The organism is Rhodococcus sp. OS5, assembly GCF_056837585.1.
Genome location: NZ_CM166368.1, coordinates 1,804,013 through 1,820,685 on the forward strand (window position 1 = coordinate 1,804,013; position 16,673 = coordinate 1,820,685).

General features: G+C 61.7%; 17 protein-coding genes. All 17 read left to right on the plus strand.

What is annotated here, in order from left to right:
- Positions 1-46: 46 nt before the first annotated feature.
- Positions 47-883, plus strand: coding sequence for a transcription termination/antitermination protein NusG (nusG, locus tag ACVZUB_RS08560; RefSeq protein ID WP_003942049.1), 837 nt, complete (start codon positions 47-49; stop codon positions 881-883).
- Positions 884-949: 66 nt separating this feature from the next.
- Positions 950-1,384 (plus strand): 50S ribosomal protein L11, encoded by a 435-nt coding sequence (rplK, locus tag ACVZUB_RS08565; RefSeq protein ID WP_482628291.1) that lies wholly within the window; start codon positions 950-952, stop codon positions 1,382-1,384.
- Positions 1,385-1,493: 109 nt separating this feature from the next.
- Positions 1,494-2,213, plus strand: a complete 720-nt coding sequence (gene rplA, locus ACVZUB_RS08570) for a 50S ribosomal protein L1 (RefSeq protein WP_003941982.1) — start codon at positions 1,494-1,496, stop codon at positions 2,211-2,213.
- Between the two features lie 151 nt (positions 2,214-2,364).
- Positions 2,365-3,057: a hypothetical protein gene (locus tag ACVZUB_RS08575; protein WP_042453090.1), complete on the plus strand. Its 693-nt coding sequence runs from the start codon at positions 2,365-2,367 to the stop codon at positions 3,055-3,057.
- Positions 3,058-3,476: 419 nt separating this feature from the next.
- Complete coding sequence (rplJ, locus tag ACVZUB_RS08580; RefSeq protein ID WP_003942074.1) at positions 3,477-4,061, plus strand: 50S ribosomal protein L10; 585 nt, start codon at positions 3,477-3,479, stop codon at positions 4,059-4,061.
- Positions 4,062-4,139: 78 nt separating this feature from the next.
- Entirely contained in the window at positions 4,140-4,526 is a 387-nt protein-coding gene (gene rplL / locus ACVZUB_RS08585; RefSeq protein WP_003941857.1) for a 50S ribosomal protein L7/L12, read from the plus strand.
- Positions 4,527-4,785: 259 nt separating this feature from the next.
- Positions 4,786-5,907, plus strand: coding sequence for an ABC transporter ATP-binding protein (locus ACVZUB_RS08590; RefSeq protein ID WP_007728450.1), 1,122 nt, complete (start codon positions 4,786-4,788; stop codon positions 5,905-5,907).
- Between the two features lie 9 nt (positions 5,908-5,916).
- A complete protein-coding gene (locus ACVZUB_RS08595) occupies positions 5,917-6,711 on the plus strand; it encodes an MlaE family ABC transporter permease (protein ID WP_003942038.1) in 795 nt (264 codons plus the stop codon).
- A gap of 5 nt (positions 6,712-6,716) precedes the next feature.
- Positions 6,717-7,577: an MlaE family ABC transporter permease gene (locus ACVZUB_RS08600; protein ID WP_003941894.1), complete on the plus strand. Its 861-nt coding sequence runs from the start codon at positions 6,717-6,719 to the stop codon at positions 7,575-7,577.
- A complete protein-coding gene (locus ACVZUB_RS08605) occupies positions 7,574-8,935 on the plus strand; it encodes an MCE family protein (protein WP_003942007.1) in 1,362 nt (453 codons plus the stop codon). The genes ACVZUB_RS08600 and ACVZUB_RS08605 overlap by 4 nt, the downstream gene beginning before the upstream one ends.
- Positions 8,932-10,011, plus strand: coding sequence for an MCE family protein (locus ACVZUB_RS08610; RefSeq protein WP_003941932.1), 1,080 nt, complete (start codon positions 8,932-8,934; stop codon positions 10,009-10,011). Before ACVZUB_RS08605 ends, ACVZUB_RS08610 begins: the two co-directional genes overlap by 4 nt.
- Positions 10,008-11,003 (plus strand): MCE family protein, encoded by a 996-nt coding sequence (locus tag ACVZUB_RS08615; protein WP_003942053.1) that lies wholly within the window; start codon positions 10,008-10,010, stop codon positions 11,001-11,003. Before ACVZUB_RS08610 ends, ACVZUB_RS08615 begins: the two co-directional genes overlap by 4 nt.
- The gene (locus ACVZUB_RS08620; RefSeq protein WP_003941941.1) at positions 11,003-12,256 is read left to right on the plus strand and encodes an MCE family protein; all 1,254 of its coding nucleotides are present in this window, start codon (positions 11,003-11,005) and stop codon (positions 12,254-12,256) included. Before ACVZUB_RS08615 ends, ACVZUB_RS08620 begins: the two co-directional genes overlap by 1 nt.
- Entirely contained in the window at positions 12,253-13,530 is a 1,278-nt protein-coding gene (locus tag ACVZUB_RS08625; RefSeq protein ID WP_003941859.1) for an MCE family protein, read from the plus strand. Before ACVZUB_RS08620 ends, ACVZUB_RS08625 begins: the two co-directional genes overlap by 4 nt.
- Entirely contained in the window at positions 13,527-14,774 is a 1,248-nt protein-coding gene (locus ACVZUB_RS08630) for an MCE family protein (RefSeq protein WP_482628292.1), read from the plus strand. The genes ACVZUB_RS08625 and ACVZUB_RS08630 overlap by 4 nt, the downstream gene beginning before the upstream one ends.
- Before the next feature lie 99 nt (positions 14,775-14,873).
- Positions 14,874-15,602, plus strand: a complete 729-nt coding sequence (locus ACVZUB_RS08635) for a hypothetical protein (protein ID WP_204856321.1) — start codon at positions 14,874-14,876, stop codon at positions 15,600-15,602.
- A gap of 45 nt (positions 15,603-15,647) precedes the next feature.
- Positions 15,648-16,496, plus strand: coding sequence for a superantigen-like protein SSL4 (locus ACVZUB_RS08640; RefSeq protein WP_003941846.1), 849 nt, complete (start codon positions 15,648-15,650; stop codon positions 16,494-16,496).
- Positions 16,497-16,673 lie beyond the last annotated feature (177 nt).

A 16,673-nucleotide genomic window follows, 5' to 3' on the forward strand; every position in this document is an offset into this window, starting at 1 on the left:
CAAGACCCGACCCGGGTCCGAGTAACGAGAGGAAGCGAGTGCCCCAGTGAGCACCCCCGAGAACGACACGAATGAGGCTTTGGCCGAAGAGCGTGTTTCTGCCGAGGCGGCAGCCGAAGTAGACGTCGTGGTTGCCGAAGGCACCGATGCAGACGTTGCCGAAGGCACTGATGCAGACGCTGCAGCGACCGAGGACGTCATCTCCGACGATGCCGAGAACTCCGACGAGGCCGCTCCCGCCGCCGAGCTCGAGGTCGAGGATCCCGTTGCCGAACTCAAGGCTGCGCTGCGCCGCGCCCCGGGTGACTGGTACGTCATCCACTCGTACGCCGGTTACGAGAACAAGGTCAAGACCAACCTCGAGACTCGCGTTCAGAACCTCGATGTCGGCGACTACATCTTCCAGGTGGAAGTTCCCACCGAAGAGGTCACCGAGATCAAGAACGGCCAGCGCAAGCAGGTCAACCGCAAGGTTCTGCCCGGATACATCCTTGTTCGCATGGAGCTCAACGACGAGTCGTGGGGCGCCGTGCGCAACACGCCTGGTGTCACCGGTTTTGTCGGTGCTACGTCGCGTCCCTCGCCGCTGACCCTCAACGAGGTCGTCAAGTTCCTGCTCCCGCAGCAGGAGCAGAAGAAGCAGCAGGCTGCAGCGGCCGCCGTCGCAGCAGGCGAGGCACCGTCCGAGTCCTTCGGCAAGCCCCTCATCGAGGTCGACTTCGAGGTCGGCGAGTCGGTCACCGTCATGGACGGCCCGTTCGCAACCCTTCCGGCCAGCATCAGCGAGGTCAACGGCGAGCAGCAGAAGCTCAAGGTTCTCGTGTCGATCTTCGGTCGTGAAACCCCGGTTGAGCTCAACTTCAACCAGGTCGCGAAGATCTGACCACCCCAAAACTTGCAATTTGTTCGACGCAAGACACACACCCAAGCTAGAAACTAGGAACTAGAGATGCCCCCAAAGAAGAAGAAGCTCGCCGGGCTCATCAAGCTGCAGATCCAGGCAGGTCAGGCTAACCCTGCACCTCCCGTGGGTCCCGCGCTCGGTCAGCACGGCGTGAACATCATGGAGTTCTGCAAGGCCTACAACGCGGCGACTGAGTCCCAGCGCGGCAACGTTGTGCCGGTCGAGATCTCGGTCTACGAAGACCGGACCTTCGATTTCAAGCTGAAGACCCCTCCCGCCGCCAAGCTGCTCCTCAAGGCAGCCGGCGTCGCCAAGGGCTCCGGCGAACCGCACAAGACCAAGGTTGCCTCGGTGACCATGGATCAGGTGCGCGAAATCGCGAAGACCAAGGCTGAAGACCTCAATGCCAATGACATCGAGCAGGCCGCGAAGATCATCGCCGGCACCGCTCGTTCCATGGGCATCACGGTCCAGGCCTGATAGTCCGCTCCACAGCATTACGTGGGAGGGCCGGCCAGGCCCCGACCACAACTGAACCATTCACCACTGCACAGGTAATTCGCTGCAGTGACAAGTAAGGACAGAACAAATGGCAAAGCGCAGCAAGGCGTACCTCGCCGCCGCTGAGAAGATCGACGCAGACAAGCTCTACAGCCCGCTTCAGGCTGCAAAGCTCGCCAAGGAGACGTCGTCCACCAAGATGGATGCAACCGTTGAGGTTGCAGTTCGTCTGGGCGTCGACCCCCGTAAGGCTGACCAGATGGTCCGCGGAACGGTCAACCTGCCCCACGGCACCGGTAAGACCGCTCGCGTCATCGTGTTCGCTGTTGGCGAGAAGGCAGCAGAAGCCGAGGCTGCAGGCGCTGACGTAGTCGGTGCAGAAGACCTGATCGAGCGCATCCAGGGTGGATGGGTCGATTTCGACGCCGCAATCGCGACTCCTGATCAGATGGCCAAGGTCGGCCGCATCGCCCGTGTCCTCGGACCGCGTGGCCTGATGCCGAACCCGAAGACGGGCACCGTCACGGCGGATGTCACCAAGGCTGTCAACGACATCAAGGGCGGAAAGATCAACTTCCGCGTCGACAAGCAGGCCAACCTGCACTTCGTCATCGGCAAGGCATCGTTCGACGATGAGAAGCTGGTGGAGAACTACGGCGCAGCCCTGGACGAGATCCTGCGTGCGAAGCCCTCGTCGGCCAAGGGTCGCTACGTGAAGAAGATCACGGTCTCGACCACCACCGGTCCGGGCATCCCGGTGGATCCGAACCGTACTCGCAACCTCCTCGAGGATGCTGCAGACGCGTAAGCAGTCCGCATACGAACAAGAAGGCCGGCAGGGATCACTCCCTGCCGGCCTTCTTGTCGTTTCGGGAGAGGGTGATCCCTGCCGGTGGTATCGGTCCATCGGTGGTATCGGTCCAACGGTGGTATCGATCTAACGGTGGCATCATCGGGGTATGCACGAAGCGTTCCAGTTCCTCGGAAACTTTTGGTGGCTGATCTTCGTTTTCGGCGGCACCATCGGTGGGGCGCTGAAGGGTGTCGCGGTTGCCAACGAAAGGCGGATCGAGCGCCGGCAAGAGCGCTTCCGGCTCAAGCAGCAGACCAAGGTCGCCATCGCGCAGGCCAACGCGCAACATCACGCCGACGAAGAAACACAGCGCCGAGAGCTGGCCAAGGCCATCGAGCAGCACGATGCGGTCGACGCCCGATGGTTCTCGTACGAGCTCGACCCGGTCACACTGCTCGACACTCCGATGATGACGGACATGCGTGAGCCTTTGACGGCCGATTTTCATCGAGCCAAATATCGTGCCGATCTGCTTCGCCCAGGCAATCCGGAGACGATGATCGGCAACCAGCAGGCACAAACCGAGTACCGCGAGGCGGTGCACGCTTACTCGATCGCCTTCGAAATCGCGGAAGCTGAGGCGAAGCGCCGCCGACGGAGCGGATTCACCCTCGACGAACAAGAACGCCTGGTACGGGCGCAACGTCTGCTGCGACTGGCCATGGACGAGGGCGCGACGCCACAGGAACGTCAGAGTGCGTATCGGAAGGCCCACAAGGAACTCGATGGACTGCTGGTGTTGCCGGACCGAGCTCGGGCAGCAATCGAACACAAGATCGCCAGGGCTATCGGTGCTTGAAGAAACCGGGTGCGTGACGAACCCGATTTGGTTATGCAGCGAGCAGTCAGGTAGTCTTCGACGCGGAGTTCAGTGCTGGATATGAACTTCACCCCAAAATCATGTTCTACCCAAGACCGTTGGTGATTGCACTCAGTGATGGGTGTGGTTGAAAGTCCGGGAGTGCCCGGCGGCCCACGTAGGTGAACGAGGTAGGGGGATAGCTTGATGTAGTGGTTCTACAGTTTGCCTGGTTATGCACTGCCTCGCTTTGCATCGTTACGCTGATTCGTAAGCCTCTTCTTCATGTTTCCTCTGTACGCCCCGTGCGCTTGCGCCGGGGCGTTTTGCATGTCGCGGACTGTGTCTTCTCGGGTTCACCCCGATGAGGTGCAGCGGTTCCTGAGTGGGACAACGACTGTCACGAGAGGAGGCGAAGTATGGCAAAGCCTGAGAAGGTTTCCGCAGTTGCGGAAATCACCGAGCAGTTCAAGGGTTCGACCGCCGCTGTGGTCACGGAATACCGTGGCCTTTCGGTTGGCAACATCACGACACTGCGACGCGCTCTCGGAGAAGGTGCCACCTACTCCGTCGCCAAGAACACCCTGGTCAAGCGTGCCGCCGCAGAGGCTGGCATCGAGGGCCTTGATGACCTGTTCGTTGGTCCGACCGCCATTGCATTCATCAAGGGCGAACCGGTCGACGCTGCGAAGGCTCTGAAGAACTTCGCTAAGGACAACAAGGCGCTCATCATCAAGGGCGGCTACATGGACGGCGCTGCGCTGTCCGTGGAAGAGGTCAACAAGATCGCGGATCTCGAATCCCGCGAAATCCTGTTGGCAAAGCTTGCCGGCGCGATGAAGGGCAACTTGGCAAAGGCCGCAGGCCTGTTCAATGCTCCCGCTTCGCAGATGGCCCGTCTGGCCGCTGCCCTGCAGGAGAAGAAGGCTGCAGAAGGCGGAGCCGCAGAGGCACCCGCAGAGGCTGCCACCGAGGCTCCGGCCGAGGCCGAAGCCGAAAGCTGATCCGCACCCGCGCATCACTGCTATAACCCCGCCCGGTCGCGGATCAGCGACATGGGACTTACAGGAAGGACCGCCACAATGGCGAAGCTCAGCACCGAAGAGTTGTTGGACCAGTTCAAGGAGCTCACCCTCCTCGAGCTCTCGGAGTTCGTTAAGGCATTCGAGGAGACCTTCGAGGTCACCGCTGCTGCTCCCGTCGCCGTCGCCGCTGCAGGCGCACCGGCTGCCGGCGCAGAAGCTGCTGAAGAGCAGGACGAGTTCGACGTCGTCCTCGAGTCGGCTGGCGACAAGAAGATCCAGGTCATCAAGGTCGTCCGTGAGGTCGTTTCCGGCCTCGGCCTGAAGGAAGCCAAGGACCTCGTCGAGAGCGCTCCGAAGGCCATCCTCGAGAAGGTTGCCAAGGACGCCGCAGAGGCTGCCAAGGAAAAGCTCGAAGCTGCCGGCGCAAAGATCGTCATCAAGTAAGACGGTTTTCCCGCTGCTCTTCGCGAGTAGTAACGAAGAGGGCCACTCCCCACGGGGAGTGGCCCTCTTTTTTTGAACTTTTTTCGCGGGTGATATGCCGGAATTCATGCAGGTGGGAGGGGTGTCCGAACTAGGCTGTGATCTGAATTATGCTTCTTCCCTACTCGTTAGTAGTATTCGCAGTCACGGGTACCACTCCCATGCGATAGAGTGACCCAACCCACACGGGTGCATGCATGCAACGGACGTCGCGGAGGTAATGGTGGGAGTCGAGGTAGCGGTACAAGGACTGACAAAGTCTTTCGGGTCGCAGAGGATTTGGCAGGACGTGTCGTTGACACTTCCCGCGGGTGAGGTCAGCGCACTGCTCGGGCCTTCGGGTACCGGTAAGTCGGTGTTCCTGAAGTCCCTGATCGGACTGCTCCGCCCTGAACAAGGCTCCATCGTCATCGACGGCACGGACATCCTGCAGTGCTCCTCCAAGGAGCTCTACGAGATCCGCAAGCTGTTCGGCGTTCTCTTCCAGGACGGCGCACTGTTCGGCTCGATGAACTTGTACGACAACATCGCCTTCCCGCTTCGTGAGCACACCAAGAAGTCGGAATCCGATATCCGCAAGATCGTGATGGAGAAGTTGGACCTCACGGGTCTGGTCGGCGCCGAGGACAAGCTTCCCGGTGAGATCTCCGGCGGTATGCGCAAGCGTGCCGGTCTGGCGCGTGCACTCGTTCTCGATCCCGAGATCATCCTCGTCGACGAGCCCGACTCCGGTCTGGATCCGGTGCGTACGACGTACATCAGCCAAACGCTGATCGACATCAACGCCCAGTCGGACGCGACGATTCTGATCGTCTCGCACAACATCAACCTCGCACGCACGGTGCCGGACAACATCGGCATGCTCTTCCGTCGTCAGTTGGTGATGTTCGGTCCTCGTGAGGTGCTGCTCACCTCGGACGAGCCCGTCGTCAAGCAGTTCCTCAACGGAACGATGATCGGTCCGATCGGTATGTCGGAGGAGAAGGACGAGGCTCAGATGGCGCACGAGCAGGCGCTCGTCGACGCCGGTCACCACGCCGGTGGTGTCGACGACGTCGAGGGCATCGTGCCGCAGATGAAGGCCACCCCCGGAAACCCGGAGCGTCAGGCTGTTCGTCGTCGCCAGGAGCGCGTCCGTCAGATCATGCACACCCTCCCAGCTAACGCACAGGCGGCGATTCAGGACAGCCTCGACGAGGTTGACGGAACTGGGCAGTACGATCCCCAGTACGCCGAAGCGAGCGGCTATCAGGGGGAGTGGAACGACAACTCGCAAGACACGCAGGTCATTCCTGCATACGAGGGCGATCCCTACGGAAACACGACACACGGGCAAGGGTAGGCATATCGGATGGGGGTTACCCGCAACTCGGTTCTGAGTCCGGTCAACGGAGCATTAACTCAGGCCGGAAACATCGTCGAACTGTTTGTCGACGTCGTCAGGAATACGTTCCGGCGTCCATTTCAGTTCCGTGAGTTCATCGAGCAGGCCTGGTTCATCGCCAGCGTGACAATTTTGCCGACGGCATTGGTAGCCATCCCTTTCGGCGCCGTCGTCTCACTGCAGACCGGTTCGCTGATCAAGCAGTTGGGTGCAGAATCGTTCACCGGCGCTGCCAGCGTCCTGGCGGTGATCCAGCAGGGTAGCCCCCTGGTGACAGCGTTGCTGGTCGCCGGTGCGGCCGGATCGGCCGTGACGGCCGATCTCGGTTCTCGAACCATCCGTGAAGAGATCGACGCGATGGAAGTCCTCGGAATCAATCCGATTCAGCGCCTGGTGGTTCCGCGTGTACTCGCGATGGTGCTGATCGCTGTTCTGCTCAACGGACTGGTGTCCGTCGTCGGTATCGCGGGTGGTTACTTCTTCAACGTGATCCTGCAGGGCGGTAACCCCGGTGCCTACATCTCGTCGTTCTCAGCTTTTGCGCAGCTACCGGACATTTGGAGCGGTGAGATCAAAGCCGCGGTGTTCGGTGTCATCGCTGGTGTGATCTCCGCGTACAAGGGACTCCACCCGTCCGGTGGCCCGAAGGGCGTCGGTGAGGCGGTGAACCAGGCCGTCGTCATCACGTTCCTGCTGTTGTTCTTCGCCAATCTGATTCTGACGATGGTGTACCTCCAGATCGTGCCGGCGAAGGGATCTTGACCTAAATGACCATCGCACGAGGCCGCGGCGATCAGTTCCTGCTGAAGAGTCGCAAAGTAGCCAGAATTCCAGTGAACGCGTTGGACCGCGCGGGCGAGCAGATGTCGTTCTACGCGCGCGCCATCGCGTGGACCCCGCGCACCCTGCATCGGTATCGGAAGGAGACGCTTCGACTACTCGCCGAAGTGACCTTCGGTAGCGGTGCGCTCGCAGTGATCGGCGGAACCATCGGCGTCATCGCGATGATGTCCGGATTCACCGGTGTCGTCGTCGGCCTCCAGGGCTTCGCCGCTCTGGAGCAGTTGGGTAGCTCGGTCCTGACCGGCTTCCTCTCCGCATACGTCAACACCCGTGAGATCGCTCCGATCGTTGCGGCTCTTGCGCTCTCGGCCACGGTTGGTTGTGGCTTCACCGCCCAACTCGGTGCCATGCGTATCTCCGAAGAGATCGACGCGCTCGAGGTCATGGCAGTTCCGTCGGTGCCGTTCCTGGTCACGACGCGCATGATCGCCGGCTTCGTCGCCGTCATCCCGCTGTACATCGTGGGTCTGCTTGCGGCGTACCTCGCCTCGAGAGTGATCAGCACGGTCTTCAACGGGCAGTCGACGGGTTCCTACGACCACTACTTCAACCTGTTCCTGCCACCGCAGGACGTGCTGTATTCGTTTGCGAAAGTCCTGGTATTCGCCTTCGTGCTGATCCTGATCCACTGCTACTACGGGTTCCATGCCTCAGGTGGTCCCGCAGGTGTCGGCGTGGCCGTCGGCCGCGCTGTTCGCGCCGCAATCGTGACGATCGCCGTTCTCGACTTCTTCCTCAGCCTCGCAATCTGGGGCACCACGACGACAGTGAGGGTGGCCGGATGATCGAGGCTCCGTCAGTCCTGCGCCGCCGTGTGCTCGGACTCGTGTTCTTCGTAGTGTTGGCATTGTTCCTGGCCTTCACCATCGGAACCTTCAACAAGACGTTCAAGGACGTCGTGAAGATCGACCTCGTGACCGACACAGTCGGAAATGCGTTGCCACCCAACGCGGACGTCAAGGTCCGTGGGCTGCTGGTCGGCGAGGTGCGATCCGCGTCGACGAAAGACGGCCAGGTCACCTCGGTCCTCGCGATCGAGCCGGACAAGGCTGATCTCATTCCGTCCAACGTCACGGCGCGTCTGCTCCCGAAGACGCTTTTCGGTGAGCGCTACGTCTCCCTGATCATTCCGGAGGGAACCACCGCGACCCCGATTTCCGCGGGAACGGTGATCCACCAGGACAAGAGCGGCAATGCTGTCGAGGTCGGCGACGTTCTGGACGGACTGCTCCCACTTCTGCAGGCGATTCCGCCGCAGGATCTGGCGAACACTCTCGGTTCTCTCGCGCAGGGTCTGACGGGACGCGGCGCCGAGCTCGGTCTGACGGTCGATCGTCTCGAGGAGATCTTCCGCGGCGTCAATACCGAACTGCCCGCGGTGCAAGAGGATCTGCGCAAGTTCGCGGACTTCTCCCAGACGTACTCGGACGCTGCGCCCGATCTGATCAACGCTCTCGACAATCTGCGGACCACGGGTAACACGGTGGTGCAGAAGCAGGACCAGTTGCGGACACTGCTGGCGTCGCTCACCGTGACATCGTCTGACACCGCAGCCTTCCTCGAAGCGAACTCGTCCTCGATCATCACGCTCGCTGCGGATTCGAAGGAAGCTCTCCAGCTTCTGGCCCAGTACTCTCCGACCTTCGGGTGCACGTTCAAGGGCTTCTCGGACACCGCTCCGGAAGCTGCCAAGATCCTGTCCACCGACGCGCCCAATCCTGGTGTGCGTGCGAGTATTCAGATCGTGAACCCCAAGGGTCGCTACCTGCCCAACCAGGACGAGCCACGGCTCGTCGACAACCGCGGCCCGGTTTGCTACGACAACGTCACCGAGCCCGGTCGTCCGTTCCCGCAGTACCCCGGCGGTTCGTACGGTGACGGTTCCTACCAGGTTCCTTCCCGCAATCCAGGTCCCGCCACCATGGAATTCCTGCCTGCACCCGAGGGCTCCGGACCTCAGTTGTTCTCGACCAACAACAGCGGTCCGGCTCAGCAGGCCGGCTACGCGGGCTCGAAACTCGAAGAGGATACGTTGAAGGTGATCTACGGACAGGCCAACGGTGTTGCGCCGGACGATGTTCCGGCGTGGACCACGATGGTCAGCGCTCCGGCATTCGCAGGTGCGGAGGTGAGCGTCCAATGAGAGGACTCGCAGCTCCGCTGACAAAGCTCATCATCTTCGTTGTGGTGACGGTCCTGGCGACAGGACTGCTGGCAGCCAGTATCGCCAACCTCGGCGGCGGTGGCGGCACCAAGTTCAACGCCGTCTTCTCCGACGTCACTTCGTTGAACGAGGGCGACGAGGTCCGCATTGCCGGTGTTCGTGTCGGCCAGGTCGAGAAGATTGCCATCGTCAACGACAACCAGGCCGAGGTCCAGTTCTCGGTGTCCGACCGTGATTGGTTGCCGGCCAGTTCCATCGCCACCATCCGGTTCCGCAACCTGGTGGGGCAGCGGTACATCTCGCTCTCGCAAGGTGAAGGCAGCCAAGGCAAGAAGATCACCGGCGGCGATACCCTGCCGCTGTCTCAGACGCGCCCGGCAGTCAACCTCACGACACTCTTCAACGGCTTCAAGCCGCTGTTCACCACCCTGAGCGCGGACGACGTCAACAAGCTGTCGTACCAGATCATCCAGGTCTTCCAAGGCGAATCGGGCACCATCAGTGAGCTCGTGCGCAACACCGCGAGCCTGACCAACACCGTCGCGGACAAGGACGCGGTCATCGGCGCGGTGATCAAGAACCTCAACGACGTTCTCGACACCGTCAACGCGAACGACAAGAACCTCGATTCACTTATCGTCAACACCCAGCAACTCGTCACCGGGTTGGCCAACGAGCGTGGGGTGGTCGGTTCGGCCGTCACCTCACTCGCCGGCCTGACCGACGCGACGGCAGACCTGCTCGAGCCGACGCGGCCGTCGATTCAGGGCTCGATCACGGCACTCAACACGCTGGCGACCACACTCAATCGTCGGAGTGACGACGTCAACGCGGTGCTCGAGACCTTGCCGGTCAAGCTCGAGAAGCTCGCACGCGTAGCGAGCTACGGTTCCTGGTTCCAGTTCTATCTGTGCGGAATCGACATCGTTGCCGGTCCAGGACAGTCTGCGTCGCTGAATCTGCCCACCGGCCTGCCGACGGTCAATCAGCCGATTTACACCAACGCGGCCACGCGATGCACTCAAGACGGTATGAGGGAGTTGCAAGGTCGATGAGTAAACGTCGCAGTCCGGCAATGGCCGGAGCCATCGGTATCTTCGTGGTGCTGCTGGCCACTTTGTCCGCGTTCTTCCTCGATTCGCTTCCGTTCGTGGGAGCAGGCTCGTCCTATTCCGCCGAGTTCTCCGAAGCCGCGGGTCTCAAGCCTGGTAACGAGGTTCGTATCGCCGGCGTGAAGGTCGGCAAGGTCACTTCCGTCGATCTCGACGGTGACCGTGTTCTCGTCGACTTCAAGGTCAGTGACGCGTGGGTGGGAGATCAAACCTCTGCGTCCATTCAGATCAAGACCATTCTGGGACAGAAGTACCTCGCCCTAGATCCGCGCGGAACCGACAACCTCGATCCCAAGGATCGGATTCCGCTCGAGCGCACCACCTCTCCGTACGACGTCGTTCAGGCCTTCTCGGCCGCGGCGGACACCGTCGGCGACATCGACACCGACCAGTTGGCGAAGAGCATGGAGACGTTGTCCCAGGCATTCTCCGAGACACCTGGCGATGTCCGCGCTTCGCTCGACGGCGTCAGTCGGCTGTCGCAGACGATCGCGAGCCGCGATCAGGACTTGCAGAAGCTCTTCGCCGCCACCGGGAAGACGTCGCAGATTCTTGCTGACCGCAACAAGGAATTCACCCAGCTGATCCGTGACGGCGGACTTTTGGTGCAGGAACTCAACAATCGCCAGCAAGCGATTTCGCAGCTGCTCACCGGAACTCAGCGCGTCTCTCAGCAGCTCACCGGTCTCGTTCGTGACAACGAGGCGGCAATCGGGCCGGCGCTGACGCAGCTCAACGGCGTCATCGACATCTTGAAGGCCAACAACGAGAACTTGGACAAGGCACTGAAGCTCTACGAACCCTTCATTCGCTTGTACGCCAACGTGGTCGGCAACGGCCGTTGGTTCGACCAGGTCGTCGTGAACCTTCTTCCGCCGGGTCTGCCGGACATTCCGGGCTACCGTGACCCCGTTCGTACGTTGGGAGGCAACTGATGGCTGATACTGCCGAAGCCGGAAGCGGCTCCAAGAAGCGCTCGGTCGCGATCATCGCCGCTGTTCTGATCGGGTTACTCGTAATCGGTGGTGCGCTGTGGTGGGTGTTCACTCGCGCCGGTACCACCAAGATCACCGCCTACTTCGACAAGTCGGTGGGTATCTATGACGGTTCCGACGTTCGTGTTCTCGGTGTCAAGGTCGGCACCGTCGAATCCGTCGAACCCCAGGGAGATCAGGTCAAGGTCGAGCTGCGTGTCGATCGTGGGATCGACATTCCCGCGGGTGCCAGTGCCGCTCAGATCACGCCGTCGGTGGTTGCCGACCGCTACATCCAGCTGACACCGGTCTTCACCGGCGGCGACAAGATGGCCAGCGGTGCAGTAATTCCGATCGAGAAGACGGCGACGCCTGTCGAGGTCGACCAGTTGTACTCCAGCATCGACGAACTCGCGTCGGCTCTCGGTCCTGAAGGTGCCAACAAGAACGGAGCACTGTCCGATTTCGTCGAGACAGGTGCGGCCAACCTCGAGGGCAACGGTGAAGCGTTGGGAGACAGCATCACCAACCTCTCGGATGCCGCACGGACGCTCAACGATTCGCGTGACAACATCTCGCTCACCATCAAGAACCTGGATACTTTTGTGGGCGCTCTCGCGGCCAACGATCAGCAGGTGCGCCAGTTCAACACGCAGTTGTCGGACCTGACCGGATTCCTGGCAGGTGAGCGCGACGATCTCGGTGCCGCTCTGAACCAGCTCTCGATTGCGCTCGGCGACGTCGCGAAGTTCGTGGCCGACAACCGCGATCAACTGGTCCAGACAACCGAAGGTCTCGTCGAACCGACACAGACATTGGCGAACAACAAGGAAGCACTGGCCAACACGCTCACCATGCTTCCGCTGGCGATCTCCAACTTGGTCAACTCGTACGACGCCGAATCAGGTGTGCTGGCTTCACGTCTGGCGTTCCCTGATCTTCAGAACCCGGCCGGCGTGCTCTGCAAGTTGATGGACCTCGGCAAGCTGTTGCCCGGTGATCCGCGGTTCGAGGCATTGGGAAGGCAGATGCAACCGGCCATCGACCAGTGCGCAAACGTCGCAGCGATGACCGACGCAGCCAATCAGGCTGCAGGCCTGAACCTTCCCTTCGGCATCCTTGCCGGTTCCGAACGACAGATGCAGGTAGTTCCGGGCACTGTGCCCGGCGTCGTGTCACCGCGACTGACCAGTGGAAACGGGGAGGGCGAGTGAAGCGTTCGTTGATAGTCGGCGCCGGATTGTGCGCCGTCCTGATCTCGGCAACCGCCTGCTCGTCCGAGGGGATCTACGCTGTCCCGCTTCCCGGCGGTCCTGATGTGGGTTCCGATCCGATGCACTTGACCATTCAGTTCGACGACGTGCTCGACTTGGTTCCGCAGTCCGCTGTGAAGGTCGACGGCGTTCCCGTCGGTCGAGTCGACGACGTGTCGGTCGGACCGGACGGATGGACCGCGGACGTCGGAATCATCCTCGACTCGTCGGTTGATCTGCCCGCCAACGCAATTGCCGCGGTCGAGCAGACCAACCTGCTCGGCGAGAAGTTCATCCAGCTGTCGGCCCCGCCGTCCGGACCGGACTCTGCGAAGCTGGCCGACGGTGACCTCATTCCGCTGGATCGCACTCGCCACGCCACGGAGATCGAGCAGGTTCTCGGCGCATTGTCGCTGCTGCTCAACGGCGGCGGTGTGGGCCAGTTGCAGCCCATCGTCGAAGAACTCGGTGCCGCGTTCGACGGTCGCGAAGGCAAGACGAGAAGTCTTCTGGAGCAGGCGAACACACTCATCGGTGGACTCAACGAGCAGCGTGACGACATCACACGCGCCCTCGACGGCCTGGATGTGCTCTCGACTCGCGTCAACGATCAGAACGAGAAGATCGGGAAGATTCTCGAGGAACTCCCCGTTGCGACACAGGTTCTCAACGAGCAGCGTCCGCAGCTGACGCAGATGCTCGCTCAGGTGGATCGACTCGGAACAGTGGGAACCGACGTCCTCACACAGTCCAAGGACGATCTGATCGCTGATCTTCAGGCTCTGCGTCCGACGCTGCAGGCGCTCGCAGACTCCGGTGACGACTTCGTGGGGGCACTTCCGTTCCTTCCGACGTTCCCGTTCCCGGACGGTGTCGAGAAGATTGCACAGGGTGGTTCCGTCAACCTCTTCCTGAGTGTCGACCTGCAGATCGGCAATACACTCTCGGGTCTCGGTGTCGGGCAGGGAGAACCGGAATACCGCCAGCCCAAGTTCGGCAATCCCAAGCCGGTGGTCGACCCCTCCAACCCGTACTACAACGGCAACGGGCCGCGACCGGGGTGGCCGACAGTGTCACTGCTGCCGATCGCTCCGATCCTGCCGCAGGTTCCCGTTGTCGCCGGCCTTCCCGCCACAACAGCGGGTGACCCGGCAACGCCGGCGCCCGCGGCGAACCCACTCAACCCCATCCAGGGAATGCTGGAACAGTTCGGAATCGGCGGTGATGGACAGTGAGATCAGCTCTGGTCAGATGGCAGCTCGTCGGCTTTGTCGTGGTTGCGCTCCTGGGTCTCATCTACGTCGGCGCCAAGTACGTGCGCCTGGACAACCTCATGGGGTTCGGTCAGTACACGGTCAAGACCGAATTGGCCACGTCCGGTGGAATTTTCACCAACGCCGAGGTGACGTATCGCGGCGTGCCGGTCGGGCGAGTGGGCGACATGTCGTTGACCGAGGACGGAATTCAGGTCGACCTGAAGATCGACAACAGTGCTCCGGAGATTCCCGCGTCGGCCCGTGCCGTCGTGGCCAACCGCTCCGCCATCGGTGAGCAGTACGTCGACCTTCAGCCCGATACCGACCAGGGACCGTTTCTCGAGGACGGCTCGGTGATCGCGGTGGGGGACACCACAACTCCGATCCCGATCGAGGATGTGCTGACCAGTGCCAACGGCTTGGTCAAGTCCGTGCCCGTCGACGCGCTCCACACCGTCGCCGTCGAACTCGGTGCAGCGTTCAACGGCAAGGGCGAGGACATTCAGGTCCTGGCCGATTCGCTGTCCGGCCTCTCGCAGTCCGGGCTCGACACTCTGCCTCAGACGCTCGCGCTGATTCGGAACAGTGAGACGGTATTGACGACGCAGTCGGATCAGTCCTCCGCGATCAAGCAGTTCAGTACCGATCTCGATGCTGTCACGGCGCAGTTGCGGACCAGTGATCCGGACATCCGTCGCTTGATCGACAACGGCATCCCGGCCAGCGATCAGATCGGTGCTCTCATCAACGAGGCGGGCCCGAGCCTGACGACTGACCTGACCAATCTTGCCGCGACCACCAAGACGCTTGCGCCGCGAACGATCGCGCTGCAGCCGTTCCTGATCTTCCTTCCCGGTCTGGCCGCTGCCGCACCGACGGTTGCTCCCGGCGACGGAACGGTCCATCAGGGCTTGGTGCTGGAGACCAACAATCCGCTCTCGTGCACGGTGGGTTACGAAGGCACCATGGCGATCCTGGACGAGATGAAGCGTCAGAATCCCAATTTCGAAGACACCCAGCAGGACTTCCCGCTCAACACCGCCGCGTCGTGTGAGACGCCGCTGGGCAGCGAGACGGGCGTCCGCAGTGCCAACCGCGTGGTGTACGCCGATCCCGACACGATCCAGCCTTGGGACTTCAAGCCGAAGGTCGATCCGGACAAGTTGAACCTCAACCCGATCGCGACGCAGTTGGCGCCGTTGCTCGGAGTGACACCGAAGTAGACCGATCCGAATGTGGTCGAGTTTGTGCAGTTCAGGCTACTGAGTTGTGGCAGTTGACGATTCGCGGCCAGAGGCTGGGCAAAACAGGTAAGTAGGGTAGTGAGTGTGATTCAGAGAAACAGTTCCCCGCAGTCCGGCGGGCCCGAGCAAGTCGAATCGGGAGCGCCGACAACCGGTAGACCGAAGGGGCTGACAGCGTCTCTGATTGCGGTCGGTGTCCTGCTTCTGGCGGCCGTGGTTGTGCTCGGTGTGTTCGGCGTCCCGTACGTTCGGGCGCTCACCACCGACCGCACCACCGCCGAGATGCGTGACGACGCGCTTATCGGTGCGCAGCAAGTCGCGATCAACCTCAACAACGCGGATTCGGCCAATCTCGACCAGTCGATCGAGAACATGCGTTCTTCGGTGACCGGTGACGAGATGACGACGTATCTGCAGACCGTTCAGGATTCCATCACCGACGAGTTGCGTAACTCGGGCTCGAAGGCTGACACCGAAGTCGTTCAGTCCGCGCTGACCGAGCTCAATACCGATGACCGGACCGCCACGGCACTGGTCGTCGTTCGAGTCACCACGACCCAGGGCAACCAGTTCGTCAAGAATCAGCTCGGCATGCGGCTGGGCATGGTCGAGGTCGACGGGGTCTGGAAGGCTCAGTCGGCTGATCCGATCGGCTCTCGGCTCGATCTCGGCTCCGGCACCCTGCCGGCCACCGACGGCTCCACGCCTGCTCCTGACGCAACGCCCGCACCCGGTTCGGGGACCGAGGCACCTGCCTCCGGTGCTCCCGCACCGACAACCGAGGGTGGTGATTCCGGTGGCCAGTAGTTCGTCGAACCTGCACACCGACATCCCTCGAAGGAGAAGCGCGTAATGCCACCCAAACGTCGTACCGGCGGACCGTCCTCCCCGCAGAACCGTCGGCCGAAGATCGCGGGAAGCGCTCGCTCGCTCAACGTCCCCGCGGGGACGTCCGATTCGGATCCGGTCGAGCCCACGATCGAACAGCCGGAAGAAGAAACACAGGAGGCTGTGAAGCCGGAGGTTGCGAAGCCGACGCTCACGAAGGCCGAGTCCGGAGACATCGAGCCGCCGAAGACGGAAACCGACGCTCCGGAATCCACACCGGGCCCCGATCTGACCAAACCGGCGAAAACCGTCGCAGACGAGCCCAAGGCCCCTGCTACCCCGGAGACGGGCGCGGGGGAGTCGGCGACAACACCTACACAATCCAAGGCCGGTTGGCGCCTGGTCGCGATCCTGGGGGCCGCAGCGGTCATCGTCGCGATCCTCGCCGGCATCGCCTTCTTCAAAGTCGGCGCGAAGACGGACGACATCGCCTGGGTGGACGAAGGCGCCACGGCTGAAGTTCTTCGTGTGACGCCGTCGGCGTTGGCTGCAGTCTTCACGTTTTCTCCCGACACGTTCGACGCCGATTTCGACAAGGGTGTCCAGGGCTTGAACCAGTCGATGCGCGATCAGCTGACGCAGTACAAGGACACGCAGAAGGCCGGCGTCGAACAAACCCAGACGGCAACGACCGCTGATGTCCCGCTGATCGGGATCACACGGCTCGAGAAGGACCGAGCACAGTTGCTCGCCCAACTGAACGTCAGCTCGACGCAGAACGGCGTGGCGGCAGACTCTCGCTCCGGAATGGTCATCGTGAGTCTGGAGAAGCAGGATGGAAACTGGCTGATCTCGGAGATTCGCGACCAGTAGCTCGGAGATTCGCGACCAGTAGCTCGGAGATTCGCGACCAGTAGCACCTGCGCACCAGCGCGAAGATCTGGATCGACGCACGATGTCGGTCCAGATTTTTCGTATGTGACGCCGTTGCTGGCTACACTCCCGGTGGCAGTGTTCGAATGCGCGTCACGAATGTTCGAATGCTGCGAC

Excerpts from the sequence above, each read along its gene's own strand:
- ACVZUB_RS08615 (WP_003942053.1), top strand. The coding sequence starts at position 10,008 with ATGAGTAAACGTCGCAGTCCGGCAATGGCCGGAGCCATCGGTATCTTC.
- ACVZUB_RS08610 (WP_003941932.1), top strand. The coding sequence starts at position 8,932 with ATGAGAGGACTCGCAGCTCCGCTGACAAAGCTCATCATCTTCGTTGTG.
- rplL (WP_003941857.1), top strand. The coding sequence starts at position 4,140 with ATGGCGAAGCTCAGCACCGAAGAGTTGTTGGACCAGTTCAAGGAGCTC.
- ACVZUB_RS08605 (WP_003942007.1), top strand. The coding sequence starts at position 7,574 with ATGATCGAGGCTCCGTCAGTCCTGCGCCGCCGTGTGCTCGGACTCGTG.
- rplJ (WP_003942074.1), top strand. The coding sequence starts at position 3,477 with ATGGCAAAGCCTGAGAAGGTTTCCGCAGTTGCGGAAATCACCGAGCAG.
- ACVZUB_RS08590 (WP_007728450.1), top strand. The coding sequence starts at position 4,786 with ATGGTGGGAGTCGAGGTAGCGGTACAAGGACTGACAAAGTCTTTCGGG.
- rplK (WP_482628291.1), top strand. The coding sequence starts at position 950 with ATGCCCCCAAAGAAGAAGAAGCTCGCCGGGCTCATCAAGCTGCAGATC.
- ACVZUB_RS08640 (WP_003941846.1), top strand. The coding sequence starts at position 15,648 with ATGCCACCCAAACGTCGTACCGGCGGACCGTCCTCCCCGCAGAACCGT.
- ACVZUB_RS08595 (WP_003942038.1), top strand. The coding sequence starts at position 5,917 with ATGGGGGTTACCCGCAACTCGGTTCTGAGTCCGGTCAACGGAGCATTA.
- ACVZUB_RS08620 (WP_003941941.1), top strand. The coding sequence starts at position 11,003 with ATGGCTGATACTGCCGAAGCCGGAAGCGGCTCCAAGAAGCGCTCGGTC.
- ACVZUB_RS08600 (WP_003941894.1), top strand. The coding sequence starts at position 6,717 with ATGACCATCGCACGAGGCCGCGGCGATCAGTTCCTGCTGAAGAGTCGC.
- rplA (WP_003941982.1), top strand. The coding sequence starts at position 1,494 with ATGGCAAAGCGCAGCAAGGCGTACCTCGCCGCCGCTGAGAAGATCGAC.
- ACVZUB_RS08575 (WP_042453090.1), top strand. The coding sequence starts at position 2,365 with ATGCACGAAGCGTTCCAGTTCCTCGGAAACTTTTGGTGGCTGATCTTC.